The 25,960-nt window shown below is 47.8% G+C and carries 23 protein-coding genes; 15 read left to right on the top strand and 8 right to left on the bottom strand.

All coding sequences use genetic code 11. The features are described from left to right. Nucleotides 1–9: 9 nt before the first annotated feature. The 3 genes from ACINK7_RS08135 to ACINK7_RS08125 all read left to right on the top strand — a co-directional run bounded on the left by ACINK7_RS08135 (nt 10) and on the right by ACINK7_RS08125 (nt 2,243). Entirely contained in the window at nt 10–279 is a 270-nt protein-coding gene (locus tag ACINK7_RS08135; RefSeq protein ID WP_404360840.1) for a hypothetical protein, read from the top strand. A gap of 64 nt (nt 280–343) precedes the next feature. Further along, entirely contained in the window at nt 344–919 is a 576-nt protein-coding gene (locus ACINK7_RS08130; RefSeq protein WP_404360838.1) for a hypothetical protein, read from the top strand. A gap of 1 nt (nt 920) precedes the next feature. Continuing rightward, nucleotides 921–2,243, top strand: a complete 1,323-nt coding sequence (locus tag ACINK7_RS08125) for an erythromycin esterase family protein (protein ID WP_404360836.1) — start codon at nt 921–923, stop codon at nt 2,241–2,243. Between the two features lie 75 nt (nt 2,244–2,318). Here ACINK7_RS08125 and ACINK7_RS08120 read toward each other — a convergent pair whose 3' ends face one another. Further along, nucleotides 2,319–2,480, bottom strand: coding sequence for a hypothetical protein (locus tag ACINK7_RS08120; protein WP_404360835.1), 162 nt, complete (start codon nt 2,478–2,480; stop codon nt 2,319–2,321). Nucleotides 2,481–2,729: 249 nt separating this feature from the next. After that, complete coding sequence (locus ACINK7_RS08115; protein WP_404360834.1) at nt 2,730–3,725, bottom strand: lysophospholipase; 996 nt, start codon at nt 3,723–3,725, stop codon at nt 2,730–2,732. Nucleotides 3,726–3,855: 130 nt separating this feature from the next. Between ACINK7_RS08115 and putA the strand changes: the two genes are divergently transcribed. The 5 genes from putA (at nt 3,856) to grxC (ending at nt 9,103) form a co-directional block, all read left to right on the top strand. After that, a complete protein-coding gene (gene putA, locus ACINK7_RS08110; RefSeq protein ID WP_404360833.1) occupies nt 3,856–6,966 on the top strand; it encodes a bifunctional proline dehydrogenase/L-glutamate gamma-semialdehyde dehydrogenase PutA in 3,111 nt (1,036 codons plus the stop codon). 169 nt (nt 6,967–7,135) lie between these two features. Beyond that, nucleotides 7,136–7,333: a (2Fe-2S)-binding protein gene (locus tag ACINK7_RS08105; RefSeq protein WP_404360832.1), complete on the top strand. Its 198-nt coding sequence runs from the start codon at nt 7,136–7,138 to the stop codon at nt 7,331–7,333. 248 nt (nt 7,334–7,581) lie between these two features. Further along, nucleotides 7,582–8,046, top strand: a complete 465-nt coding sequence (bfr, locus tag ACINK7_RS08100) for a bacterioferritin (protein ID WP_404360831.1) — start codon at nt 7,582–7,584, stop codon at nt 8,044–8,046. Between the two features lie 118 nt (nt 8,047–8,164). Further along, nucleotides 8,165–8,815, top strand: a complete 651-nt coding sequence (locus ACINK7_RS08095; RefSeq protein WP_404360830.1) for a class II aldolase/adducin family protein — start codon at nt 8,165–8,167, stop codon at nt 8,813–8,815. Between the two features lie 33 nt (nt 8,816–8,848). Continuing rightward, nucleotides 8,849–9,103 carry a glutaredoxin 3 gene (gene grxC / locus ACINK7_RS08090; protein WP_404360829.1) on the top strand — a complete coding sequence of 85 codons (255 nt, stop codon included), beginning with the start codon at nt 8,849–8,851 and terminating at the stop codon, nt 9,101–9,103. Between the two features lie 67 nt (nt 9,104–9,170). On the opposite strand, the gene ACINK7_RS08085 is transcribed toward grxC, so the two are convergent. Next, the gene (locus ACINK7_RS08085) at nt 9,171–10,694 is read right to left on the bottom strand and encodes a sodium-dependent transporter (RefSeq protein WP_404360828.1); all 1,524 of its coding nucleotides are present in this window, start codon (nt 10,692–10,694) and stop codon (nt 9,171–9,173) included. Nucleotides 10,695–10,976: 282 nt separating this feature from the next. Between ACINK7_RS08085 and ACINK7_RS08080 the strand changes: the two genes are divergently transcribed. Next, nucleotides 10,977–11,438, top strand: a complete 462-nt coding sequence (locus ACINK7_RS08080) for a hypothetical protein (protein WP_404360826.1) — start codon at nt 10,977–10,979, stop codon at nt 11,436–11,438. Between the two features lie 299 nt (nt 11,439–11,737). Further along, on the top strand, nt 11,738–12,799 hold the full coding sequence (locus ACINK7_RS08075; RefSeq protein ID WP_404360825.1) for a PA0069 family radical SAM protein: 1,062 nt from the start codon (nt 11,738–11,740) through the stop codon (nt 12,797–12,799). A 1-nt stretch (nt 12,800) separates the two neighbouring features. Here ACINK7_RS08075 and ACINK7_RS08070 read toward each other — a convergent pair whose 3' ends face one another. Both ACINK7_RS08070 and ACINK7_RS08065 read right to left on the bottom strand, forming a co-directional pair. Then, on the bottom strand, nt 12,801–15,245 hold the full coding sequence (locus ACINK7_RS08070; RefSeq protein ID WP_404360824.1) for an SAM-dependent methyltransferase: 2,445 nt from the start codon (nt 15,243–15,245) through the stop codon (nt 12,801–12,803). Between the two features lie 3 nt (nt 15,246–15,248). Beyond that, entirely contained in the window at nt 15,249–15,986 is a 738-nt protein-coding gene (locus tag ACINK7_RS08065) for a protein-L-isoaspartate(D-aspartate) O-methyltransferase (RefSeq protein WP_404360822.1), read from the bottom strand. A gap of 920 nt (nt 15,987–16,906) precedes the next feature. Here ACINK7_RS08065 and ACINK7_RS08060 point away from each other — a divergent pair. From ACINK7_RS08060 to ACINK7_RS08050, 3 genes are all read left to right on the top strand, one after another. After that, nucleotides 16,907–18,118, top strand: coding sequence for an alpha/beta fold hydrolase (locus ACINK7_RS08060; RefSeq protein WP_404360821.1), 1,212 nt, complete (start codon nt 16,907–16,909; stop codon nt 18,116–18,118). Beyond that, on the top strand, nt 18,070–19,632 hold the full coding sequence (locus tag ACINK7_RS08055) for a flagellar hook-length control protein FliK (RefSeq protein WP_404360820.1): 1,563 nt from the start codon (nt 18,070–18,072) through the stop codon (nt 19,630–19,632). The genes ACINK7_RS08060 and ACINK7_RS08055 overlap by 49 nt, the downstream gene beginning before the upstream one ends. A gap of 617 nt (nt 19,633–20,249) precedes the next feature. Beyond that, the gene (locus ACINK7_RS08050; protein ID WP_404360819.1) at nt 20,250–21,119 is read left to right on the top strand and encodes an HDOD domain-containing protein; all 870 of its coding nucleotides are present in this window, start codon (nt 20,250–20,252) and stop codon (nt 21,117–21,119) included. 61 nt (nt 21,120–21,180) lie between these two features. On the opposite strand, the gene ACINK7_RS08045 is transcribed toward ACINK7_RS08050, so the two are convergent. After that, on the bottom strand, nt 21,181–21,600 hold the full coding sequence (locus tag ACINK7_RS08045; protein WP_404360818.1) for a hypothetical protein: 420 nt from the start codon (nt 21,598–21,600) through the stop codon (nt 21,181–21,183). Between the two features lie 806 nt (nt 21,601–22,406). Between ACINK7_RS08045 and ACINK7_RS08040 the strand changes: the two genes are divergently transcribed. Next, nucleotides 22,407–22,976, top strand: a complete 570-nt coding sequence (locus ACINK7_RS08040) for a PEP-CTERM sorting domain-containing protein (RefSeq protein WP_404360817.1) — start codon at nt 22,407–22,409, stop codon at nt 22,974–22,976. Nucleotides 22,977–23,328: 352 nt separating this feature from the next. On the opposite strand, the gene ACINK7_RS08035 is transcribed toward ACINK7_RS08040, so the two are convergent. Continuing rightward, nucleotides 23,329–23,889: a tetratricopeptide repeat protein gene (locus ACINK7_RS08035; RefSeq protein WP_404360815.1), complete on the bottom strand. Its 561-nt coding sequence runs from the start codon at nt 23,887–23,889 to the stop codon at nt 23,329–23,331. 273 nt (nt 23,890–24,162) lie between these two features. Between ACINK7_RS08035 and queG the strand changes: the two genes are divergently transcribed. Continuing rightward, nucleotides 24,163–25,242 carry a tRNA epoxyqueuosine(34) reductase QueG gene (queG, locus tag ACINK7_RS08030; protein ID WP_404360814.1) on the top strand — a complete coding sequence of 360 codons (1,080 nt, stop codon included), beginning with the start codon at nt 24,163–24,165 and terminating at the stop codon, nt 25,240–25,242. A 504-nt stretch (nt 25,243–25,746) separates the two neighbouring features. Here the strand turns inward: queG and ACINK7_RS08025 are convergent. Beyond that, nucleotides 25,747–25,956: a hypothetical protein gene (locus ACINK7_RS08025; RefSeq protein ID WP_341325288.1), complete on the bottom strand. Its 210-nt coding sequence runs from the start codon at nt 25,954–25,956 to the stop codon at nt 25,747–25,749. Nucleotides 25,957–25,960: the final 4 nt, after the last annotated feature.

Here is a 25,960-nt window from a genome sequence, read left to right as displayed (position 1 = left end):
GTAACGGCGATGCTTGAAACGAAAGACGACCCGATAAAAAAGTTTTTGGAAAACACCCATGTATTGACTGATTTTTGCAGCCAAAACGGTTGGATTATCAACGAGTCGATACAATATGAGGTTTTGGACCGGCAACCCGGCGAATGGTTGATTTATGTCACATTCCTTGAAAGCATCATGGAAGGTTCAGGATGCCAATGCGACCAAAAGTCATGCTATGGCCGTTTAAAACTGATGATGAACAACAAAGGCGAAATCGTCTCGGCTTACACCATTTAAAAAACATACGCTTTTCTAATCTTTTTCACCCAATGCTTGATTACTTTTGCACCCCGGCTTTTCTATGGCAAAATTTATAAAAAAAATCAGCAATTTATTCTTAGGCTTTTGGGTTTTTATTTATATTCTGCTGGAAGAGCTGATCTGGGATACGATCGCTATTCCGGTTTTTAGGTTTGTCCATAGCCTAAAGGTTTTGCAACGAATAGAATCCTCGGTTGTCGACTTGAACCGCTACGCGCTGCTGTGCGTTTTTCTGTTTTTATTCATTCAGGTCGAGCTACTCGGCTTTATCGCAATCGGCTTGCTTGCCAAAGGTAGTCTAGCTTTCGGCATTACTCTTTATATCGGTAAAATTCCGGTCGCTGCATTTACTTTCTGGCTTTTTCGCATTGCCAAAGTCAAGCTCCTAACATTTGCGTGGTTCAAAGTATCCTATGATTTTTTGATATGGATCATCGATACGATCAAGACCAGCGCAATACATCAAAGTATCGTTGGCCAAATCGTCAATGTGAAACAAAAACTTGAGAAACTATTACCGAGAAATTGGGTTCAAACCGTTAAGAAATCATCGTTATTCTTATCGATAAACCGATCCCGGCTTGCTTTCATTCGGTATCTCAAATCTCTTACATGATATGAAAATCATCACTCAATTTTTGTTTTTTTCAGTCTTTTTATTGTTCGGCGTAACGCTCGCGCATGCTGAATCCGAGTCTTTGTCGGCTTATTTAGCACCGAAAGCCGTTGCTCTCAGACAAAATTCGGACCTCAACCGTTTAATCGAAACGGCCGGCGACAAAAAATTGGTCTTACTCGGCGAATCGACGCACGGTACGCATGAGTTCTACCATTGGCGTAGCGAAATTTCCAAGCGCTTAATTACCGAAAAAGGCTTTTCATTCATTGCCGTTGAAGGCGATTGGCCTTCGCTCTATCGCCTCAACGACTATGTCAAAGGCCGTACCAAGCCAGGCACAACGGCTGTCGATGTGCTCAAAACCTTCGCCCGCTGGCCGCAATGGATGTGGGCGAACCGGGATATTGAAGCCTTGGCCGAATGGCTTCGCGAATTCAACAAAACCCGTCCGGAAGCGGATAAAATCGGCTTGTTTGGCATGGATGTCTACGGGCAATGGGAAGCGATCGACGACCTACTAGCGCTAACCGGAGCGTATTTTCCCGAGAAGCTTCCCGAAATCGAACGCCGGCTGAACTGTTTCAAGGAGTACGACCGTGATGAATGGATGTACGCGAAAGCTACGGCGCAAGGCGGTTTTTCATGTGAAAAGGAGTTGGCCGAAGTCCTTAAAATCATTCAAGACCTAAAGCCTAAAGCCGCTGATAACGATTCTAAAATCCGCTTTCGAGCCAGGCAAAAAGCCTTGGTCATAAAGAATGCCGAGGATTTTTTCCGCTTAGCGATCCGCGAAGGGCCCGATGCCTGGAACAGTCGTGCCAAACACATGTGGGTATCGGTTGAAGGCTTACTCGAACGTCATGGCTTCGATGCAAAAGGTATTATTTGGGCGCACAACACGCATGTCGGCGATGCCAGTAAATCCACGATGATTCTGCGAGAAACCTTGAATATCGGTCAGTTGAGCCGGCAATCGCTAGGCGCGGACCTGGTATATATTGTCGGTTTCGGAACAGATCAAGGCAAGGTAAACGCCGGGGCTTATTGGGGCGCGCCGATGTCGATCATGACCATACCCAAAGGCCAGCCAGGCAGCATAGAGGAAGTCTTGGCAAGGCTCGAACCGGAAGCGTTTTATTTGATGTTCGGTGACGAAGAACGGCGCCACGAACCGCTCGATCAACTGATTGGAAACCGAGCGATCGGGGTAATTTATGATCCAAGACGGGACTACGGCCAGTATGTCGGATCACGCATTGCGCGGCGTTACGATAGTTTTGTTTTCATCAAAAAGACTCAGGAATTGACGCCGGTTCGATAGTCCTATGTTCGTAGGAACCTAAGTTCGGCTGTTTTGTTTAAACATGAAGTCTTACAACAGCTTGCCCTAAAATTTCTAAAATTTTGAATAGCCTTTACTGTGAAAGTTTGCAGTTTTGCATTCCTTATCTAATTTTTTGATATTCAGCACAATGCCGGTTCCGGAGAGGGGGCGGTTGCTCGATCGACAGGCGTCGGCGGCAGGGCAGATTTTTGCTCCTGCAAAATCTGCATTCATGCCATCCTTGGCAATCAGTCGCCGCCGTCGAGCCTACACGGACGTATTTACCCAGCACCTAAATTATCTATGTAATCAATCATGGCCAATAGGCTATGGAATTTAGGTGCTGGGTTTACGGCGTCCTGTCGGGCGATTGACCGCACTCTCACCCACCCCTCGCACTTTCATTTGCAGGGCTACTGCCAGTCCTTCATGAGCATTAGGAGAGCAAAAATAATTTGCGTAGGCAAAATACTTTTTCTAAGTTTATCTTTTCGCCAACATTCGCCAATCGCGCTGGTCAGCACCTGACGGCAGCGGCTTGTGCGATGCTTTGACCCATGCAGCGATATCCCGCCAAATCACCTTAGCCTGCAAATCGCGCAACAGCATGTGATAGCCGTTCTCGTAGAAAGCAACGGTTCTATCGGCTCCTTCGGTGTCGAGAAAATCCCGCAAAAAACGCAGCGTCGGCTGCTTTGGTATGACTTCGTCCTTTTCACCATACAGCATCAAAGTATCGACATGAATATTCTGAGCATTATTGAATGCCGAATCCATTAAATCGGTTAGGCCATGAATCGTTTCGACGCGAGTTTCCTTGATCACCAACGGATCACTGCCCAACTCTCGAAGCATTTCAATATTATCCGAGGCTTGTATTTTTAAGCCCCGCCCGGTCAATGTCATCCAGGGCATCGTATGAGACATAAGCCACAACAAACTGCGTTGATACCACGGCATCGTTTCGCGGGACCAAACGGCAGGTGCCGATAAAATTAAACCACTGACCGGCGTTGCCTCCTCGCGGGACATAGCCGCGATGATGACGGCTCCGCCCATGCTTTCGCCCAACAGATAAACCGGCAACCCAGGATGCTTGCTTTTTATGAGTCTGACAAATAAATCCAGATCCTCAGTATACGCATCGATACCGCTCCACAAACCCCGACGCGGGCTTTGACCGAAACCGCGTTGATCGTAGGCATAACTGGCGATTCCTTTTTCTTTCAGAAATACTCCAGGCTCCTCGAAAAACCGGCTGTAATCGTTGAAACCGTGTAAAGCGATCAATACAGCCTTCGTTTGACCCTGCTCCGGGAGCCACTTTCTAACCGGCAACCAGGAACCGTCCGGTGTGATATAGCGATCTTCCAGCAATAGCGCTTCTATGACGGGTTGACCTGGCTTATAAACGGCCGGCGCGCACCCGACGAGCCAACTTAAAAGCACAACAAACAAAATTCTCGAAAATCTAATCATCAATACAACAGTTATTTGTGGACAAACATTTTTTGGAGTATAAAAAATACCAAGGATTCAACTTAATATGGTATCGGCAGATCTTTTCCTTAAAATAGTTAATTCGTTCACATAATAACGTAAACTTTCTATGGTTAATCTTTCTTTATCGGCCTTGCGCAAAGCTATCGATCAAGCCTATTTGAACGATGAAACGGCTAGCGTAATCGAATTAATGGTTGGCTTGACCGATTATAATCCCGCTGATGTCGAAGCGTTGGCTCGTTTACTGGTTGAACAGATCCGGGCCGATAAAGACAAGCAATCCGTTGTCGATGCTTTTTTGCATGAATACCGACTCGATAGCGCTGAAGGCCTGATATTGATGAGCATTGCCGAAGCCTTGCTGCGCATTCCGGATGCCGCAACCCAAGATCGTTTTCTCGCCGATAAATTGACTTCGGCCCATTGGCAAGAACATCTCAATCACAGCGACTCGGTGCTGGTAAATTTATCGACCGGCGCCTTATTATTGACAGGATTATTCGAACGACATTTCAAGCCGGACGGAAAGCAAGTATTCGATCAATTGCTTGGCCGACTAGGTGTACCCGTCATTCGAAAGGCATTACAAAAAGCGATGCATTTTCTGGGGGCGCAATTCGTGATGGCCGAAACGATTCCCGATGCGCTACATGCCAGCCAAATGCACCCGGAATACCGTTACTCCTTCGATATGCTCGGCGAAGCGGCGGTCACCGACTCAGACTCGGAGCGTTATTTTTCGGCCTATCTCGATGCCATTCGGCAACTGTCGCATGGCTCCATGACTGCTTCGTTGTTCGATAAACCGGGAATTTCGATCAAACTGTCGGCATTGTGTCCGCGCTATGAACCCTTGCAACACCTAAGAGCAGCCCCGGAGTTAACTGCAAAACTGCTCGCCCTGGCTCAATGCGCGCGACAAAGCGACTTGACGGTTACAGTCGATGCCGAGGAAAGCGAGCGATTGGCCATGTCGCTGACGATTTTCGAGGCGGTCTTCACTCATCCGAGCCTGAAGGATTGGCCCGGATTGGGCCTTGCGGTCCAAGCCTATCAAAAACGGGCGCCGTATGTCATCGCTTGGCTTTCTGCCTTGGCGAAATCGGAACGCCGAAAAATACCAGTCCGTTTAGTCAAAGGCGCATATTGGGACACCGAAATCAAACGCGCGCAGGAATTAGGGCTCTCCGGTTACCCGGTATTCACGCGAAAATCGGCCACGGACATTTCTTATCTGGCTTGCGCAGCGCGCTTATTGGCAGAACCCGACGCATTTTATCCGCAGTTCGCGACCCATAATGCCCATACCGTCGCCGCAATCAAACAAATGGCCGGTAATCAAACCGATTACGAATTTCAGCGTTTACACGGCATGGGAGAGGCGCTTTACCAAAATTTGGCGAAGCGCCCGAATGGGTCTATTCCGTGCCGGGTTTATGCGCCGATCGGCCATTATCAAGAACTATTGCCTTATCTGGTCAGGCGTTTGCTGGAAAACGGCGCGAATACCTCTTTCGTCAATCAAATCGAAAACTCCGATATCGACATTGAACGCATCGTGCAAAATCCAGTCACTTTCTGGCTTGAACTCAAAGATTTCGAAAAAATCGGCGTACCGCTGCCGGTCGACCTCTTCGGTAAGGAAAGGCGCAATTCGGAAGGCTTCAATCTGGCCGATACCGAACAGTTGTACTCGTTGCAAAAACGTCTCGACGAACTATCCGGCATCTCTCATCATGCCGGCCCGTTGATTAACGGAAAAAGCCTGGCCGGTTTCGAACGGGGTATCGTAAATCCCGCCAATCATTCGCATAAAGTCGGTACCGTTGCATTTTGCGATGCCGATACCGTTGTCGACGCTCTCGACACTGCTTCGGAGGCTTTTGATGCATGGCGTTCGACTAACGTGCAAAAACGAGCGCGCTATCTTAACAATGCTGCCGATTTGTTCGAGTATAACTGTACCGAACTGGTCTCTTTATGCGTCCGCGAAGGCGGCAGAACAATCAAAGATGCCTTGGCCGACGTCAGAGAAGCGGTCGATTTTTGCCGCTACTATAGCGCACGCGCTCTTGAGTTGTTCGAACGCCCGATGGCCTTACCAGGGCCGTGCGGCGAAGATAATTTTTTGACTTATTACGGCCGCGGCGTATTTTTATGCATCAGTCCGTGGAATTTTCCAATTGCCATTTTTACCGGTCAAATCGCAGCGGCGCTAGCGGCCGGCAATACGGTCGTGGCAAAACCTGCCGAAGCGACTTCGCTTACCGCCGCAGCTTGCATCAAGCTACTGCATCAAGCCGGCATTCCGGGCTCGGTATTGAATTTCGTACCGGGCATCGGTTCTAAAATCGGCCCCGTGTTGCTTCGGGATACACGTCTTGCCGGCGTCGCATTTACCGGCTCTACCGCAACGGCCCATTCTATCAATCGACAACTCGCCGAACACGACGATATCGTGCCGTTAATCGCCGAAACCGGCGGACAAAATGCGCTGATCGCCGATACGTCGGCGCATAAGGAACAATTGGTACTGGATGCGGTGCAATCTGCGTTCAACAGCGCCGGCCAGCGATGCTCGGCCTTGCGGGTATTATTCTTGCCTCACGAAACCGCCGATAAAATTATCGAACTTCTGATCGGAGCTATGCGGGAATTGACGATCGGCGATCCGGGCCATTATGCAACCGATATCGGTCCGGTCATCGACCGTAAGGCCTTGGATAAATTAAACGCTCACGTTGAAGCCATACGTCATCATGCCGACATTTTATTTCAATCACCGTTACCGCCCGAATTACCGAAAGGAACTTATTTTGCACCCACATTGATCGAAATCGACTCGCTTTCGCAACTGACCGAAGAAGTGTTCGGCCCGATACTGCATATCGTCCGCTATCCCAGCGATGCCCTCGAGCAAGTGATCGATGACATCAATGCTACCGGCTACGGCTTGACGCTGGGAATTCAGAGCCGAATCAACGCAACGGCACGCAAGATTCAGCAGCAAGCCAAAGTCGGTAATCTTTATATCAACCGCAACATGATAGGCGCGACGGTAGGCGTACAACCCTTCGGCGGCATGGGCCTATCCGGAACCGGCCCGAAAGCCGGCGGACCCGATTATCTAAAACGCTTCGCAGTCGAACAAACCGTCACAATCAATACCGCCGCGATCGGCGGCAATGCCAGTCTACTGAACCAAGATTTACGCTAAACACCAACAAAATCACCGCCCCTTTCCCCTTTCATCTTTAACCTTTAACCTTTCATCTTCCCCCTCAACAATCTATTTGCGATCAACTACTCAAATTCAAAAAAATCACTTTACATTCTAATGAGAATTGTTATTATTTACATAACCAACATTTATTGGAGCATGACTCATGTATGTTTGTGTCTGTAAGGCGGTTACCGATAAGCAAATCAAATCCGCTATTGAAAACGGCCACTGTTCACGCAAACACCTAAATCAGTGTTTAGGCGTCGGCAGTGTATGCGGCAAATGCAGCCGCCACGTCAAACAAATTCTCGACGAAAGCCATGCCGAACATCAGTTGATGCCGCAAGCTGCTTTCGCCTAATTGATTACTTGCTGTTACCGGGCAAACCGATGCTTGACCTCCATCGGTTTGCCCGTTTTTTTGCTTAAATTTCTTAAAGCCTTGGAACCATCACGCCAATACAGCAGCATTTTTTATTGAATATGCAGAATTTATACAATATTGTATTATTCAAAAATCATTGAATTCCCTATCTCGTCAAAGACCAATAGATGCCGCACAAGTCTTTGCCGAACATCAACCATTTCATTATCATTATCGGAGCCGCCATGAAAGGAGACGCAAAAGTCATCGAATACCTTAACCAAGTTTTGGAAAACGAACTCACCGCGATCAATCAATATTTTTTGCATGCCAGGATGTATAAAAACTGGGGGTTTGCCAAACTCAACGAGAAGGAATATCACGAATCGATCGATGAAATGAAGCACGCCGATCTAGTGATCGAAAGAATACTGTTTCTCGAAGGCCTACCAAATCTTCAAAACCTCGGTAAATTATTAGTCGGTGAAAACCCCGAAGAAATGCTGGCTTGCGATTTAAAACTCGAACAACAAGCGATTCCGGTTCTCAGAGAAGCGATCGCTTATTGCGAAACGGTACAAGACTTTGTCTCCAGAGAAATTTTTGAGCATATTCTCGACAGCGAGGAAGACCATCTCGATTGGCTGGAAACGCAACTGGAATTGATCGGCAAAATCGGCCTGCAAAATTATCTGCAATCGCAGATGTAACTCTATCAGGCGCTGCTTCGGCAGCGCCTTCATATTCAACGAAACCGACCTCTTATCAAGCACACTGCCAAGCCGATTGGCTTTAGCGCCTCCCTTCCCTCGTAAATCGCCATCATTTATGCAAGAACAAGAAGGCGTCATTAAATTTCGCTTCGATCATCAAAACCAGCCTATCGATCAAGTAATTTCCTTAAGCTCTCTCAACGCATGGCGTTCGATCTTATTCAAACTCGGCTTGATTGGCAGAGCCCCCCCGCGTTACGACGGGCTCGGATACGGCAACATCAGTTTGAAGCCGGATCTCAGTAGCAATGCGTTTATCATCAGCGGAACGCAAACCGGCCATATCCCAGAATTGAGCCGCGAGCATTACTGTGAAGTATGGAATACCGATATCAAGCGCTATTTTCTTCAATCGAAAGGCCTGTCCAAGCCGTCTTCGGAAGCGATTACTCATGCCTGCGTTTATAGTCAAGACGCCTCGATTCGATCGGTCATTCATATTCATAGCCCCGAAATTTGGCAAAAAACCGCCGAACTCGCCCTTCCCCATACACCGTCCGATGCCGCTTACGGAACTCCGCAAATGGCCCGGGCCATCGCCGAACTCTTTCAATCCGGACGACTCGACGATAGGCCGATATTCAGTATGCTCGGCCATCAAGACGGCATCGTCGCCTTCGGCGCTTCGATCGAACACGCGGCATGGCTGTTGATAAAAGCGCTAGGCGATGCATTACGCATTGAAGACACGATCGATAAACAGTAGAATAGCCACACTATATTAGCAACTATTAATATTATGCCGAACATCCTTATCTATACATCAAACCTTTGTCCTTACTGCACCATGGCCAAACGCCTACTCGATAAAAAAGGCGCGGTTTACAACGAAGTCAATGTCGATTCCGAACCCGGCTTACGACAGGAAATGATGCAGAAAACCAAGCGCAGAACGGTACCGCAAATCTATATCGGCGATTTCCATGTCGGCGGTTTCGATGATTTGTACGCGCTGGAGCAACAAAGCCGATTAGACCCGTTGTTGACCTCATAAACAAGTACCAGCCAAAATACCCTCTTCACCGATTTGAGCGTCAATGGCTTCGATAGCCAAGGCGCGGCTATGAGGCACTCGGACCCACTCTGCTCTTGACCGATCGCCCTGGTTTACTCGGGCGATCGCTTCGCCAAGGTCTGCCGGCAACGATAAAGGCCGCGATCAAAGTCAGTATCAACCAATCCCTTCCGATTAGAATTAACGCGGTCCAACTATACCCCCCGTAAGGCCTTTGCAATTCGTTGAATAGATCCCCTAAAAAGATAATACCAAGCATCAACGGAACAAATAACTTAATCAACAAAATCCAGCCCATTCCTAATTTCAAACTAGATATCCGGTTGATATGCTGACGCAACTTAAATAAGTCAAAAGCCCAACCGATCACGATGCATTCCAAAATACCGACCGTCACCAAGCCATAATGCGTGATAAAACGATCGACGATATCCAGCCAAAGTAAACCGCTTTGCGTCGTGAACACGATGCCGCCGAGACAGCCGAATACACAAACGAAGGTCACCAGCAACTTACGATCGAAATTGAATTTATCGATCACCGCCGAAACGAAAGCTTCGACGATCGATACTGCCGATGATAATCCGGCAACCGTTAAGCATAGGAAAAAAATCGCCCCGAACAGATTACCGCCCGGCATTAGACCAATGGCTTTCGGATAAGCAACAAACGCCAAACCAATGCTTTGCGTCACCACATCGGCAATTTCCTTGCCTTCACTTTGCGCCATGAAGCCTAACACCGCGAACACGCCGAAACCGGTCAGCAACGAATACGCGCTATTGATCAATGCAATCAACACTGCATTTCGAGTGATGTCGGTTTTATCCGGCAAATAACTGGCATAAGCGATCATGATTCCGAAACCGAGGCTCAGCGTGAAAAAAATCTGGCTGTAGGCATCGATCCAGACTTGCGGATCGTTGAGCTTGGAAAAATCCGGCGTGACATACACTTGAATGCCGTGCCACGCCCCGTCCAATTGTAGGGACCAAGCTACTAAGACAATGGTCAGTAACAACAAAACAGGCATCATAATTTTGTTGGCGAGTTCGATGCCTTTTTGGACGCCACGGTAGACAACCAACCAAATCGCGAGCCATGTAAGGATAAGACCGAATAAAATAGGCGTTCGAATTTCGCCTAATCGAAAAGGACTATCGCTTACTCGTAAAAAATGCTTAAAAAAATAGGCGTTAGGATCGTCTCCCCAAGCCAAATCGAACGAGAGCGCAAAATAATTCAAACACCACGCGATAATCGCCGAATAGTAGAGCTCGATGCCGAACATGACGAAAATCACCGACCACCAGCCGAGCCATTCCCAGCGTGGGCTTATTTTATGATAAGCCAACGGCGCGGAACCGACGCGCTCATGGCCAATGCCGTTTTCCAGTATCAACAGCGGAATGCCGGCCGTTAGTAACGCCGTCAAATAAGGAATCAGAAAAGCCCCGCCGCCGTGCTGGTAAGCCAGATAACTAAACCGCCAAATATTACCCAATCCGATCGCCGAACCGACTGCGGCCATCAAAAAACCAAGCTGCGAGTTCCACCTTTCACGCGCCATGATTGCCTCCCCCAACTTATCGTTCGAAACGATCGAATCATTTGCTGAGTTTCGAGTTTAGCATCATTCATCGTTCAACAAGCAACGGCCTGAATGATCGAACCGGACAAATCTTAATTGAGTCTTTTTTATCGCTGGCGATTCGCGGGCTTTTATGTCAGGATTTATCTGCGTTCCATTTAAGTTTTTGCATTATTGTGCTGGCTACACTTTAGCTCATAGAATGTTTCAAACTCAAATTGTGAACATCTAAAAATCAATCACACAACCGAGGGAATCCTAATGAAAAAAATAATCAGCCTAGCTTCAATCATTGCATTATCCGCACTAAGCCAAGTATCCGTTGCGGCGGAAGATACGGCTGCAAATCCGAAACATGAAATGAAAATGGATCATGACATGGGCGGAAAAGGAAAAATGGGAGGAATGGAAGGCATGGACCAAGGAAAGATGGGCGACATGGGGAAAATGGATCACGGAAAGATGCAAGGAAAGGGCGAGATGGACCAAGGAAAAATGGGAGGCATGGGTGACATGGGCGGTATGGATCATGAAAAAATGCGCGAGCATTTAAAAATGAAACAAGAATACCAACTGAAATTGCATGGGCTAACGAATAAAATTCTGGCCGAGAAAGACCCTGCCAAACAACAAAAGCTTAAAGACGAACAATTAAAACTGATGGAACAACATCATATGCAAATGATGAAAATGCATAAAATGATGAAGGGCCATAAGATGTAAGAACGATTTCAAGTCGCGGCTGGCACGACCGCGACTTGAAACTAACGTTCATGGAAGCCTGGCAATCGCCCCGCCAAATGAAAGCGCGTGCGTTGTGGAGGGCGCGGTCACTCGCCCGACAGGACGCCGTGAATACGTCCATGTAGGCTCGACGGCGGCTGTCCTTGCCGCCGACGCCTGTCGGTCGAGCAACCGCACACTCTCCAGAACCGGCATTTGCTCTGTCTAGCGCCGTATATCGAAAAATTCGATAGAGAGTCTAAATCTACGAACCTTCACAGTAAAGTCCAACTCGATCAATGATTTCCAACCCGCGGTATAAAGGCCGAGGCGCGACCGGCAACCCGGACGGCCGCTATAACTTGGAAACTCATGAGGCGTTCGACGACGGTTGGGACTATTTCGACGACGTTGCGCCGCCGCTGCGCACCGAAGTTTCTCAGGAAACTGCACGAACGATCATCAGCCGTAACCGGTCGCCCGACATCCCCTTCGAACAATCGCTCAACCCGTATCGAGGCTGCGAACACGGCTGCATTTACTGTTTCGCTCGCCCGACCCATGCTTACTTGGGCTTGTCACCGGGACTGGATTTTGAAACTAAACTCACTGCAAAACCCGAAGCCGCAGAATTATTGCGCAAAGAACTTCAAAGCCGCAAATACCGCTGTACGCCGATTGCATTAGGCGCCAACACCGACCCGTATCAACCCATCGAACGCCGATACCACATCACCCGGGAAATACTCGAAGTATTGAGCGAATTCCGTCATCCATGCACGATTACGACCAAATCAGCCATGGTTGAACGCGACATTGATTTATTGGCGCCGATGACCGAAAACAATTTAGTTCAAGTTAATATTTCTCTCACCACATTAAAGCCCGAACTTTCCCGAACACTCGAGCCTAGAGCAAGTTCGCCGCAGCGCCGACTGCAAACCATTACACGGCTACATGAGAATAAAATACCGGTCAATATCATGCTCGCCCCGGTGATTCCGGTATTCACCGATTCGGAACTGGAAAGCATTCTCAAAGCAGCATCCGAAGCCGGCGCGCAATCCGCCGAATATATCCTGATCCGGCTACCGCTTGAAGTGTCGGAATTATTCGAAGAATGGCTGAATACGCACATTCCAAATCAAGCCAAGCATGTACTCAATCGTATTCGAGACTGCCGAAGCGGGCGCGCTAACGATCCGCGTTTCGGTACCCGGCTACGCGGAGAAGGCGTCTATGCCGATCTAATAGCGCAACGCTTTCGCATTGCTACGCGCCGGCTCGGACTCGATACCGGCATGCCGGCACTCGATTGTTCCCGTTTTAAATCCGGCCCGATTCAAATGGATCTATTCTGAATCAACGAACTCTGTTCTCAGCGGCAGGAAAACTCAACGCCGCCAACGCATAGAGCCACAATGCCGAAAACACCAAGACGGTAAAGCCGAATTCGGTCGCTATCAGTGCCGCCAATATCGCGCTTATAACCGAAGCACAGCCGTTTACGCCCCAAGCCCAAGGAATCAATGCCGGAACGCTACGCCCAAGGCTCGCCATGCCCATCGGAAACGGCATGCCCATGAAAAATCCTAGCGGTGCGATCAAGGCTATCGAACCGAGTACCTTACTGAATTCGCTACGTTGCAATAAAAAACCGGTAATAAATTGAAATTCCAAGATATATGCTGCACTCAACAGAACTATCGCGGCAATCGGCATGGTAATCCATAACCGGTTATTCTTGTCGGACAGTTTTTTGGAAAAACGGCTACCGATACCGGCGCTCAACAGAAAGGTACTGACCACAACGGTAATGGCATACAGCGGATGGTGCAGAATCAGGATAAATTTTTGAATAAACGCAATTTCTACGAACAGAAAAGCCAAACCGAGACATGAAAAATAAAAGAAGATACGCCAATGCATCGCAGAGCCGGTTTCGATACCCAGTTTGCGCTTCCAAAACCAAAGCGGCACGATGATCAACAAAAAACTGACAGCGACCGCCTGCGCTAAACCGACAATCAATAATAAATAGCCGCTTTCCAATAAGGACATGCCGCCTTGGCCCAGCAGCGACCAGATTTCAGGTAAGGTCCGCCATTTGAAAAAATGGAAAAAATACGGCCGATCGTCGGTGGCAGGTTTGATATTGAATTTGTAATCGGCTATAAACGCTTCGCGCTCCTCGCCTAGCAATGCCGTTGCCGCTTGATAATAATACGGCTCCTGTAAAATATTGAAGCGATTGACTTCAGTCTCGGCAACCCCCGGATAATAATCGGCATCGAAACCTCTTTCATCGCAAAATCGCCGTAAAGCGGCCACCTCCGCTTCGGAAAACGTCCCGTTTTTGATCAGCATCGTCGCGGTTTGCCAACTGCGAATCAACACGATGCTTTGTTCAGGGTTTTCGCTACCCAACATTTTTAAGGCAGCACTGGCGGTCGCGAGTAATTTAAGCGTATCGCGCGGCGGCATCTTGATCCAGCGCGTCATGCTCAGATATCCGCCCGGCGTCAAATGTTCCAAATAAGCCTTAAGCGCTTCCTCGGTATAAAGATAGGTTTCCGCCAACGCGTAAAGTCCGGCTGACGAAGCGCCAAACGCGTCGAGCAGTGAAAGATTGATCAAGTCATAGCGATCACGCGAAGTCGCTACAAAACCGCGCGCTTCGGCGGTATGCAACTGAACCCGAGGATCGCTGTAAATATGGCCGGCGAAATCGGCATGCTTATCCTTGACTAAAGCAATCGTTTGCGGGCTCAACTCGACCGCATCGATAGCCGGTATCTTGTGATAAAATGCCTGTAACACATCACCGCCGGTTCCCGCCCCCAAAATCAACACTTTTTCTTGGGCTTGCAAATGATAAGGCAAGGCCGATGTACTTTGATCCAAATAAGCCAGATTAACCGAATCACCGTCATATCGGGTGATCGCCGACAAATTATCGGCATCGGTGAAAACGCCCAATTGCTCGGGCGGCTCGGCATCGGCATTCAGACTCAAGCCGGGCGCATGGCGTAGCGGCATTTGCGTGCTTTCGATGACGCTCAAAAGACCCAGAGGACTGGAATAATTCTCGACGACTTCAGTTCCCGGAATCCTCAATTGTTGGTTCAAGCCTTTATAAGGCGAGATGTTTAGAGTCCAGTCCGGCAGGGCCAATACGAAAACCGCGGTCATGGTTGCCGCGCCGACGGAGAACCTCACCCCGACTCGCCAGCGCCGGAAGAACAAGCTCTGCACTAACAAGCTGGCGACAATGCTCAAACCGCCGATGACCGGCAATATTTTTTCCGGGAATAAGACGAACAACAAGGCAATGATGCTCAGGCTACCGATGCCCGCGCCGCATAAATCGGCTGCATAAATCGACGAGACATCGCGGCGATAGCGAAAAAAAGACAAACCAATCACATTCGCGGCGAAAAAAAACGGCAATGACAGTAATAAATACAGACCGCTTAAATAGCCAAGCTGTTCCGGCGCCCATAACAGTTCGGCCGGGTTAAACGGGATTTGTTGCGCTATTAGAAAACAAGCAGACGCGGCAATACCGAATAACAGCAGATTAATCGTGACAGCCAACCCGTAGACACCGATCAAACGCTCTCGATTGAATGCCAAAAACACGCCACTCACGCCGTATCCGAGCAAGGCCAAACTGATGATCAAATAGGCAAAATGATGCCATTGTACGATCGAAAACAAGCGCATCAACAGCACTTCATAGGCCAGCGAACCGGACGAAGTAGCCGCTACCGCCAATAATAACGGAAAAGCCGGTCTTCGTGTCATGGCTTAACGATCTCCCGTTAAAGGCACAAATCTGACCGGCAGTAACTGACGGCTCGTGATGCGGTTTTCTTGATCCTTGTTCACCAGTACGAGATGCTGCACGGCAAAACGGCCTCCGACCGGAATGATCATGCGCCCGCCGGGTTTCAATTGTTTAATCAACGGAGGCGGAATATGACTGGCGGCTGCGGTTACCATGATCGCATCGAACGGCGCGGCCTCTTCCCAACCGTAATATCCGTCACCCATGCGCAATTGCACTTTATCGTAGCCGAGACGTTTAAGATCGCGCGCGGCCCGATCCGCCAAGGCCTCGATAATTTCTATCGTGTACACGCTACCAGCCACCTCGGCCAAAACGGCTGCCTGATAGGCCGAGCCGGTTCCGATTTCCAATACGCGGCTATTTTCATCGAGCTCCAATAAATCGGTCATGATTGCCACGATGTAAGGCTGAGAGATCGTTTGCCCGTGCCCAATCGGCAAGGGCCTGTTTAAATAGGCATTGGGGCGCTGTGCCTCCGGCACGAATTCATGGCGGGGCACTTTACGCAATGCCTGCAAAACTTTCTCGTCCAATGCGTCTTTACCGAGAAAATAGCTCGTCGATCTGACATCCGCCTGAATCAGATCGATCAAGCTGTTGCGTTGTCGTTCATAGGCCGTCTCGCCGGCCATTGCATAATCGACAACACCAAACAGCAAGAATGCAAAAATTAATAATCGAAATTGTTTATTCATTGTTTCCGTCTCCCTTCCTCGCCGATCATTTCAGCATATGCCAAAAAGGTCTAGGGTTAATTACTGTGAAAGTTCGCTGTTTTGCATTCCTTATCTAATTTTTCGATATAAAAAAAACCAATGTCGGTTCCGAAGAGGGGGCGGTTGCTCGACCGGCAGGCGTCGGCGGCAAGGACAGCCGCCGTCGAGCCTACACGGACGTATTCACCCAGCCCCTAAATTCCATAGCCCATCGGTCATGGTTAATAGTCTTACTAATTTAGGGGCTGGGTCCTGTCGGGCGAGTGACCGCACCCTCCGTCACCAGCGAACTTTCATTTGCCGGGGCGATGGCTAGGCCTTCATGAACGTTACTGTGAAAGTTCATGGAGCCAGTCTTATTATTTAATTTTTCGATATACAAAACTCTGCTGCGGCAATGACGGTTCCGAGGAGGGTGCGGTTGCTCGACCGGCAGGCGTCGGCGGCAGGGCAGATTTTTGCTCCTCGGCAACTGCTCCTGCGTTGCTCTAATACACGCCATCCATGGCGTAATGCAAAATCTGCATTCATGCCATCCTTGGCAATCAGTCGCCGCCGTCGAGCCTACACGGACGTATTCACCCAGCCCCTAAATTCCATAGCCCATCGGTCATGGTTAATAGTCTTACTAATTTAGGGGCTGGGTCCTGTCGGGCGAGTGACCGCACCCTCCGCCACCAGAGAACTTTCATTTGCCGGGGCGATGGCCAGGCCTTCATGAACGTTATTGTAGAACAGTCTCGTAGTCGGCATAACTCATGGCGCACTCATTCATTTACGAAACTTGTCAGCGTTAAAAGTTCGGTTTATTGTGAATCGAAATCTTCGTTAATCGTAATTTGTACAAGCCTTTTAAAAATTCATTGCTAAAAAATTAACCGAGTAGCATTGTTCACTTCATGACAAACTTATTCAAACTGATCGCTTTTTCGTGCTGTTTAGCCCTGCCGCTTATCGGGAGCGGCTGCTCGCATTCGCAAATCGCAACGGAACCTTACCCGATTTGGGGAGAGTCGATTTTTTTGCCGGTGGAAAACGGCGAATCACGGCGTCATATGCAAATCCGGGAACCCTCGCAATCGGCCGACGATATCCAAGCTTGTATTTTGATCGTACACGGCATGAACGAACATACCGGCCGCTATGCTGAAATCGCCCGGCATTTCGCAAACCGTTACCTCGTCGCCGGCATCGATATGACCGCACATGGTTTGAGTAATCCGGTCTATTTAGAGGCGCATGAAAGCCTCAAAGCCGGCGCCGATGAGTTTGATGTCAGCTCGGCGTTTTTGAAACAAGCCCAACTTAGAAACCTCGATGCGATGCGTAGCGACGTGGGATTGGCGATCCAGCACCTGAGACAACGCTGCGATGAAAGTGCGGGAAACGACAAGCCGCTGGTTATTCTATCGCATAGCCTCGGGTCATTGGTCAGCGCTTCTTATTTACTCGAAGCCAAACTGCAAGATACGGTCGACGGCATCATTTTCACCGGCCCCGCGTTCGCGGTGACCGAAGTGCCAGGCTGGCGCGGTTGGTTTCAAAATCCTTTGATCCATTTTACCTACCACACCCAGGAGCATTTCCTCCATCCCCATGACGAAGCGTTCCCGCTGATGCTGTTCAATCAATTCACGGCTTTACTGACCGTCCCGTTACAAAACGGCATCATTGAATTTTTATCATTGCCCGGCATACGAAATATATTTTCACCCAGCAGCCCAGATTGGGTCTCAGCCTATCTCAGCGATTGGGAAGTCGAACGTTTGCGCCATAAACACGACCGCTACATCATGCACCGGACGATACTGCGTTACGTGCAAGGCGTGCAAAAGGAAATCATTCAATTCAGACGAAACATGGCCGATTTCGACACGCCCTATTTGTTGATTTATTCCGAATTCGACCCGATAACCGCTGCTTGGGGCAACATCGACTTTGCGGCCGTGACGCTCGAAAAACATCCGCTGAACGAAGTCGTGCCGCTTATCGGAAAAAGCCATCACGAACAATTATTTTCCAAACCGAAGTTGCGCCGAGAAATCGTAGATAAAATCGATCGATGGATCGAATCGTTGATTGCGAAACACAAACAACCGAACGAATACTGATTGAGGTCATCGCGGTGGACATAAAATTACCGGTCAATGCTCAAACGCTTACCGCGTTAGCCAAGGTAAAAGATCATCCGCTGGCGCAAAAAATCGGTCAAGCACTCAATGCTACAGTGATACGGATCGACAACAAACAAACCGGCATCACTTTAAAAATTAACGATCATACCGTAGAGGTTCAAAGCAACCGGCCTTTACCATTGGAAAATGGCCAACCCTTAAAACTCATCGTTACCCGGCTGATACCGACGCTCGAATTTAAGATCGAGGGCCATCCGCCACAAACTAAGAACGCGCCGATTACTCTAACGGAACAAGCGACTGCTCCCCCAACCAAACTCGATACCGCCACGCCCGACAAGACCTCGTTTAACCGCTTACCGCCACCGTCCAGTGAAACGATACAGGCTAAAGTCGTATCGGTAGGCCCGGATAGAATTCAACTTTCGTTTTCGACCGATAAATCAACTGCGGGCACGCCTCGGCAAACGGTTGAATTACCGGCTGATAAAAATTCCGTTCAAAATCTGAAGCCCGGACAAAACGTTATCGTGGAGATTGCCCGGCACGGACAATCCCGGGAAATTAAAATCGTACCGGCAACTCTCAGAGATATTCCGGCTACCCTTGGCCGCGAAAATACCGGCAGAATCGAAACCTTACCGATCGCGCGCCGTGACATTCCGGCAGTCGTCCGTGACATTTTACCGAGACACGAAACGCCAACCGTACTGCTCAATCAACTCATTGCCGACCTGCCGTCTCTGCAAACCAATAAAACCGTTTCCGAAACATTGATAAAATTGGCCCAAGAAATACTGCAAAATCTCCAAAGACCGGAACAATTGACCGACGGTAAGACACTTAAAACGGCAGTCGAACGCTCCGGTTTGTTCCTCGAAGCCCGATTGCTCGAATTGACCAAACAGCAACCGGATCTTCTTAAATCGGATTTCAAAGGCTTATTACTAAAATTGATCCAGATTCTCAAACCGGAAACGGCCCCTCAATCGGAAAAACCGGTCAACGCTACGGAAATGGAACAACTCAAAAATTTGCTGCAAAAGACCGAAAATAGCGTCGCCAAGTTGACTCTGGATCAACTCGCCTCATTACCCAAGGACGACTCGCCGAAACAAGTCTGGCTTCTGGAAATACCGTTTCTCGGCGAGAGCAAGGCGCAATCGGTCAAAATAGAAATCGAGCGCGATAAACATAACGGTTCCGAACAGAACGAACAAGCAAAATGGTCGGTATATCTTACGATAACGCCACCTAATTTAGGAACGCTGCACTGCAAATTGTCTTATCTGGACGACAAAATCAATGCGCATTTCTGGAGCGAACAACAGGCAGTAACCGGCCTTATCAAGCAGAATATCGAACATTTAAAAAAACAATTCGAAGCCGAAGGACTCAATCCCGGCTTTATCGATGCTTTGGACGGCACTCCGCCCCGGCAGGAAAGCGCCCCATTGATACCAATGGGTTTGATTAATGAAAAGGCATGACCACAAAAAAGCTGTTCGGATTCGCTATCTCTTAATCATCATAGAAAAAGCATTTCATTATTAAGATCATGAAGGATAAGAAGAAGTTAATTTAATGGTTTATTCTGCCTGTGCAAATTATTTTACCCCCTTAAACTCATAAAAAGCATTTTGTCCACGAAAGACACGAAAATATTCAAATACTTAAACATGACAAAGTCGAACCATTCAGTCCCGCGTAATTATCGCTCCCACGCTCTGCGCTCTTCGTTATACACAAATATCGGCAAACTTGCTAAACAGAGGTCATCGTATACCTGGAAACGGTGCTGTTTGATAAATCTGCGGATATTGAACATCAGTGGCTTCGAAATCGCGACGAAGGCGTCGCTCCCACAAGGGGGCGGATGCACTGTGGGAGCGATCCCCAGATCGCGATTTCGAAGTCGGGAACGTTGGGCGACAAAAAATGGTATCGAAGCCTCATTAGCTAAGATTACAAAACAGTAATTTTTGACTTATGTATAACGATGAGCGCTGGAGCGTGGGAACGATAGGGGGATGTGAATAATTACGCAAAATTTACTAGAGCACCTATACTTATCATCACTTTAAAAAACAAAGTTCGAGAGAGCATTATGGTACCTAAGTCATTGATCGAAAAAGTCGGTTCTTTATATACCTTGCCGGATGTTGCATTGCGCGTCAATGGACTCCTAAGCTCCGATAAAGCCAGCAACGATCAATTGGAAGAAATCATCGTTCACGACCCGGCATTGACGGCCCAATTGTTAAAATTGGTAAATAGTGCCTTTTATGGATTTCCGGGAAAAGTCGATACGGTTTCTCGCGCGATTTCGATGATTGGCCGGCAAGAATTACGAAATATAGTTATCGCGACGTCGGTGGCATCAACCTTTCAGGACATTCCGGAAGACTTGGTCGACATGGAGACGTTTTGGTATCACAGCATCACCTGCGGCGTATTGGCCCGACTATTGGCAGAACAATGTAAGAGAAGGGAGCGCGAACGTTTTTTCATCGCCGGCTTATTAAATAGCATCGGCAAGTTGATTTTGTTTAGCCAGTTTCCGGAAAAAGCCGGCGAAGCCTTGAGTTTTAAAGACCAAGGCGAGGATGCGGTCGCCGAAGCCGAGCAACGCATTTTCGGTTTTACCTATGCAGAACTCGGCGCCGAATTATTGAAGGAATGGAAATTACCGAGCAGCATTTGGCAATTGGTCGCCGCGCAAACCGATCCGATGAACGCAACCGATATTCTTCAGGATGCTTGCATCCTGCATGTGGCGGCTAAAATCGCCGCGAGTATCGAGCCTTGCTCGGTAAAAACCTATGACTTCGAAGACTTCAACCCGACCTATCTGCCGGAAGCCTGGGAGACATTAGGCCTAAGCGACGAATCGATTAAGCCTTTAACGCTGGATGCCTCATTACAAGCATTCGAGATCTTGGGAATTATTAGGCCGGGAGCGACTTTGATTTTTTGATCTTTCATACCTACTAGCGTAGCGGTAAGAATGGCCCGTTATCAATTTTTATAAAACCGCCTCAATTAAATCCGCAGCCATTATTTCCCGGTACAATGCTTGCCGTTACGTCCAAACCATTTGTATTGCAAAACTGGTAAAGCTCTTGATCGGGTACTTTATGAATAGAGTAACAATAATTAAATGCACCGCCACCGTAGCGGTAACAAATCTGACCTCGACTGGCAAATTCCCATATTCCTAATTCTTTAGTCGGATCAATCGGATCGTTCGGGCCTTTCTTATAGTCGAATAACTTTCCGCTTGGCTCATGAAATTCCTGCCATTTATCGCCATTAGCCTTTTGAGCACAAACAGTATTACCCCTTAAAAGAGTAGTTAAGGCGGTAGGCGAAAGTTTTGTCGTTGGTTCACAGTCAGCGGCAACCTCGCCAGCCATCCCGGCAGATAGGAAAATCCCAAGCATAATCATTTTTTTCATAGTTAAACCCATTCAAAAAGAATAAAGAAAAATTCTCGGACCCTGTCTTTTATAAAAAATTAAATTTTAGGACCACGACTCACGTAGACTAGCATTAACGAAAATCGGGATTGTCGACTTTATTTACACTTATCCCGAGATATGCCGAATACCTTTCAAGCATTTGTTTACCAAATTCGTTCGCACACGGAATCGTTCATCTTCATGAAGGCGCGAGACATTGCCTGTCGAGGAGTCCAAACACCTGAACCCTCTAGGATAGTTAAACTTAATCAAGAAAACCTGAAATCAGATACTGACGGTAGTTCCCTGCTGTCGCAACACCCACGATAAAAAAACATATAAACCAAAAATAGATTAACCATTGATAATTAAATATTTTCCTACCATATTAAAATCTATAGAATGAAAAAAACCAATCTTCAAGGTTCTTAGATAATATTGTATTTTTCAAATAAGTTCTATTTTTTTCATAAATTGATAGCGCTTTAAGCATTAACAAACCATTTGCTGACAAATAGATTTTTCGGGCGTCTTAGGATAAAAGAGCGAGTTGCTTTACCCAATTGATTGGGCTTTTCTTGGAACAATGCGCATAAAGATATTTCATATTAGCTCAACGACTCAATAATTTTAAAAAACAACAAGGTGCCGATAATTTGTCAGCTATTTTTACAAACAATCAACTTCCTTTTTTCTTTTAAAACATAAGCAATTGTTTTTAAATAGAATTAACATATAGGCAACAATTTTGCTTAATATATCAAAAATCTATTCTTCTGACCTCAATAACAAGGATTATCACCATGAAGCATAAAATAAAGCTATTTAAATCATTTATAATCGCAGGCACTATGATCGTTATCTCGCCGGCAAACGCTAGTTTCGAGGGCTATTATGATGTTAGTAATTGGCAAACTGCGATTACCCCAGGATCCGATGCCTCTATCGACCTTAACAATGCACCAAACTCCATTACATTGATTGGAGGCGATAACGCCATTGATCCGGAAGAACTCTTTGCAACTATCGACTTTACAATAAGCGCGGATGCTACCGGCATGCTCTCATTCAATTGGTCTTATGAAACAACCGATGAATCAGCCGAATGGGATCCGTTGTCTTTTCTCCATAACGGCACTGAATATGCTTTATCGGCAGATGGAGGCTCTTTAACTCAATCTGGTGTTTTTGAATTTAATGTTCAGCTTGGAGATGTATTCGGTTTTCGCCAAGCATCATTGGACAGCCTTTTTGGTTCAGCTCAATCAACAATTAGCAACTTTTCTGCTCCGGTTCCGCTTCCCGGCGCATTGGTTCTGTTCGGAATCGCTTTAGCAAGTCTGAACGTTTTTCGCCGCAATCGCGCCGAGTAGAAACAAGTCGGGCATTGTGTAGCAACAACCCTCAACTCCGGAAGAGCAGTTCAAGTACTCAAATAGCGATCGACCTGAACGCAAAGGATGGGCAGTTTAGAGCCTCAATGATTTAATGAACTGCTCTTTTAAAAATTAATACCCTAGTACTCAGCCAATCTTGTCTTCACGGGTAAAAGCAAATCCGTTCATCCTGAGCCCTTCGGCTGCGCTCAGGAGAACCCTGTCGAAGGATGAGCGGATTTACGCTGAGCTAAACGATTTTTACCCGACAGTGTAAAAATGACTGGGTACTAGCCGATCAACATAGTTTTGCGAAGTTGAAAGCTCTAATCGAACTTTCAACTATCATTTACAAATTTTCGGCTTTCAATCGCGCATCCATAGCCCCCGCCAAATCCCCTTGCATTTTTTTTGCTTCGGCGATCAAGAGCCAGCAACGTTTTTTTAACCTGCTATCGGAACCCGCCAATATCGCCGATTTTTTAGCCAAGTCCTCGGCTTGTTTAGGCTTCGCTTGTTTAAGACGAACTTCAGCCAATTTATAAATCAAAGTCGCGTTTCTCGGCTCGATTCTTAGCCCTCTCTCCAAAACAGCAGCCGCCGAATCCAGATTACCCGCACCGGCGCTTCGATCTGCATCGGAAATCATCGCAATTGCAACCGGGCTCAATTGAGTCGATTGCACTTTTTCGGCAGGAGTTGCCCATGCCGGAGGAGCCGACGGCTCTAATGGAGGGGTTTTGACTTCCGGCGGCGCAACAGGCTTTTCTTTGACGATAGGCTTCGGCGGTTGCGGAACCGGTGTTTTATAATACGGTTCAACCGGAGCGGCCGCCTGTTGTCCGGTTAAACCGGCACAACCGACCGCCAGCATCGGCAGCATGGATATAAAGTACTTGTTCAATCGCATTTAGATACTATTCAATAAAGTTTTAATTACCCGGCAATACAAAATCGACCGGAAATTAAATTAAAGCTAAGTGGCTGAAATTAATCCTACCAACTCGAAAAAAAATTTCGCATCACATCAATTGATGCCATCCGTTGCAGTATATTCGAAACACCTTCAGAACACGAATTCTAATCGAGCATCAACAGTGCAAGCACCTGACAGGAACAGAAACCCACACGAGCCTGTTAAACCATTAAACTCAAAGCAATCGAGTGAATAGCGCAATCATCAATGACTACAACAAACATAAACCAGCTTTCTTCCCTGACTCAACGGATCAAACAATGGAGTCTGGAATTGGGTTTTCAACAAGTCGGCATCGCCGACACCGATTTGGCCGAAGCAGAGGCCCATCTCAATCATTGGTTGGACAAAGGTTTTCACGGCGAAATGGATTATATGCAGCGGCACGGACTCAAACGCAGCCGGCCTGCCGTTTTACAGACGGGAACGCGCAGTGTTATTTCGGTGCGCATGGATTATTTGCCCGAGCCTCCAGCAGCGATGAATCGCAACCTTGAGGAACCACTAGCCGCTTATATTTCAAGATATGCCTTGGGCCGGGATTATCACAAGTTAATGAGACAGCGCCTCCAAAAATTGGCCGACCGGATTAAAAACGAAATCGGCGACTTCGGCTACCGGGTGTTCGTAGACAGCGCGCCGGTTCTCGAAAAAGCGTTGGCCGAGAAAGCCGGACTGGGCTGGATAGGCAAGCATTCCAATGTCATCAATCGTAAGGCCGGCTCTTGGTTCTTTCTCGGCGAGATTTATACCGATTTAGCTCTGCCGCCCGATACAAAAGCCGGCAATCATTGCGGAAGTTGTATGGCGTGCCTCGACATCTGCCCGACACGGGCGATCGTTGCACCCTATCAAGTCGACGCGCGCTTGTGCGTGTCATACTTGACGATCGAATTGCACGGATCGATTCCGGAACCGTTAAGACCGTTGATCGGCAACCGAATTTACGGTTGCGACGACTGCCAGATCGTTTGCCCATGGAACCGCTTCGCCCGCTTGACCGACGAAAAAGATTTCAATCCCAGACAGCAACTCAACAGCCGGCAATTACTCGAAGTTTTTGAATGGGACGAACCGACTTTTCTGAAATATACCGAAGGTTCGGCGATACGAAGAATCGGTCACGAGCGCTGGCTAAGAAATATTGCGGTCGCGCTCGGTAACGCCCCTTATTCGGAATCGATCGTTTCGGCCCTGAAAGCCAAGCTCGAGCACCCGTCCGACTTAGTCAAAGAACATGTTTTATGGGCTATTGCAAAGCAATCCGAAAGAAGAAAGGCTACATAAAACGTAACGTTCATGAAGGCCTGGCCATCGCCCCGGCAAATAAACGCTCTCTAGTGGCGGAGGGTGCGATCACTCGCCCGACAGGACCCAGCCCCTAAATTAGTAAGACTATTAACCATGACCGATGGGCTATGGAATTTAGGGGCTGGGTGAATACGTCCCTGTAAGCTCGACGGCGGCGACTGATTGCCAAGGATGGCATGAATGCAGATTTTGCATTACGCCATGGATGGCGTGTATTAGAGCAACGCAGGAGCAGTTGCCGAGGAGCAAAAATCTGCCTTGCCGCCGACGCTTGTCGGGCGAGCAACCGCACCCTCTTCGGAACCGGAATTGCCAGAACGGAGATTTGTATATCGAAAAATTAGATAATGAGTCTAAATCTACGACCTTTCACAGTAATTTAGAAAAAGTATTACACCCTGAAAATCATCAAACATGGTTAAACAGCCAAATTTAGGATAAAGGGGTCGATTGTTGCCGTGGATAAAACACTAAATGGCATTAGCTGATAACCCATTCAAGGCCATATTTTTTATCGTAGTAATAGACGATCGCCAAAATGGCCAGTTGAACAAAAAACAACAGCCAGAAATACACCATGAAGAGCATAATCTTGATCGGTTTTTCTTCCGATTTTTTTTGTGCCGACAACAACCAGCCTCCGACGAGGGAAACGATCAAAATCAAACCGCCAACCAGTGCTATATTCATTTTC

Source organism: Methylotuvimicrobium sp. KM1 (assembly GCF_044788715.1).
Taxonomy (GTDB): Bacteria; Pseudomonadota; Gammaproteobacteria; order Methylococcales; family Methylomonadaceae; genus Methylotuvimicrobium.
This window is presented reverse-complemented; position numbering and strand designations above follow the sequence as displayed.

Excerpts from the sequence above, each read along its gene's own strand:
- ACINK7_RS08035 (WP_404360815.1), bottom strand. The coding sequence starts at position 23,889 with ATGCGATTGAACAAGTACTTTATATCCATGCTGCCGATGCTGGCGGTC.
- putA (WP_404360833.1), top strand. The coding sequence starts at position 3,856 with ATGGTTAATCTTTCTTTATCGGCCTTGCGCAAAGCTATCGATCAAGCC.
- ACINK7_RS08105 (WP_404360832.1), top strand. The coding sequence starts at position 7,136 with ATGTATGTTTGTGTCTGTAAGGCGGTTACCGATAAGCAAATCAAATCC.
- ACINK7_RS08045 (WP_404360818.1), bottom strand. The coding sequence starts at position 21,600 with ATGAAAAAAATGATTATGCTTGGGATTTTCCTATCTGCCGGGATGGCT.
- ACINK7_RS08075 (WP_404360825.1), top strand. The coding sequence starts at position 11,738 with ATGATTTCCAACCCGCGGTATAAAGGCCGAGGCGCGACCGGCAACCCG.
- ACINK7_RS08085 (WP_404360828.1), bottom strand. The coding sequence starts at position 10,694 with ATGGCGCGTGAAAGGTGGAACTCGCAGCTTGGTTTTTTGATGGCCGCA.
- queG (WP_404360814.1), top strand. The coding sequence starts at position 24,163 with ATGACTACAACAAACATAAACCAGCTTTCTTCCCTGACTCAACGGATC.
- grxC (WP_404360829.1), top strand. The coding sequence starts at position 8,849 with ATGCCGAACATCCTTATCTATACATCAAACCTTTGTCCTTACTGCACC.
- ACINK7_RS08025 (WP_341325288.1), bottom strand. The coding sequence starts at position 25,956 with ATGAATATAGCACTGGTTGGCGGTTTGATTTTGATCGTTTCCCTCGTC.
- ACINK7_RS08135 (WP_404360840.1), top strand. The coding sequence starts at position 10 with ATGCTTGAAACGAAAGACGACCCGATAAAAAAGTTTTTGGAAAACACC.
- ACINK7_RS08040 (WP_404360817.1), top strand. The coding sequence starts at position 22,407 with ATGAAGCATAAAATAAAGCTATTTAAATCATTTATAATCGCAGGCACT.
- ACINK7_RS08050 (WP_404360819.1), top strand. The coding sequence starts at position 20,250 with ATGGTACCTAAGTCATTGATCGAAAAAGTCGGTTCTTTATATACCTTG.
- ACINK7_RS08125 (WP_404360836.1), top strand. The coding sequence starts at position 921 with ATGAAAATCATCACTCAATTTTTGTTTTTTTCAGTCTTTTTATTGTTC.
- ACINK7_RS08080 (WP_404360826.1), top strand. The coding sequence starts at position 10,977 with ATGAAAAAAATAATCAGCCTAGCTTCAATCATTGCATTATCCGCACTA.
- ACINK7_RS08130 (WP_404360838.1), top strand. The coding sequence starts at position 344 with ATGGCAAAATTTATAAAAAAAATCAGCAATTTATTCTTAGGCTTTTGG.
- ACINK7_RS08115 (WP_404360834.1), bottom strand. The coding sequence starts at position 3,725 with ATGATTAGATTTTCGAGAATTTTGTTTGTTGTGCTTTTAAGTTGGCTC.
- ACINK7_RS08065 (WP_404360822.1), bottom strand. The coding sequence starts at position 15,986 with ATGAATAAACAATTTCGATTATTAATTTTTGCATTCTTGCTGTTTGGT.
- ACINK7_RS08060 (WP_404360821.1), top strand. The coding sequence starts at position 16,907 with ATGACAAACTTATTCAAACTGATCGCTTTTTCGTGCTGTTTAGCCCTG.
- ACINK7_RS08070 (WP_404360824.1), bottom strand. The coding sequence starts at position 15,245 with ATGACACGAAGACCGGCTTTTCCGTTATTATTGGCGGTAGCGGCTACT.
- ACINK7_RS08055 (WP_404360820.1), top strand. The coding sequence starts at position 18,070 with ATGGATCGAATCGTTGATTGCGAAACACAAACAACCGAACGAATACTG.
- bfr (WP_404360831.1), top strand. The coding sequence starts at position 7,582 with ATGAAAGGAGACGCAAAAGTCATCGAATACCTTAACCAAGTTTTGGAA.
- ACINK7_RS08095 (WP_404360830.1), top strand. The coding sequence starts at position 8,165 with ATGCAAGAACAAGAAGGCGTCATTAAATTTCGCTTCGATCATCAAAAC.
- ACINK7_RS08120 (WP_404360835.1), bottom strand. The coding sequence starts at position 2,480 with ATGAATGCAGATTTTGCAGGAGCAAAAATCTGCCCTGCCGCCGACGCC.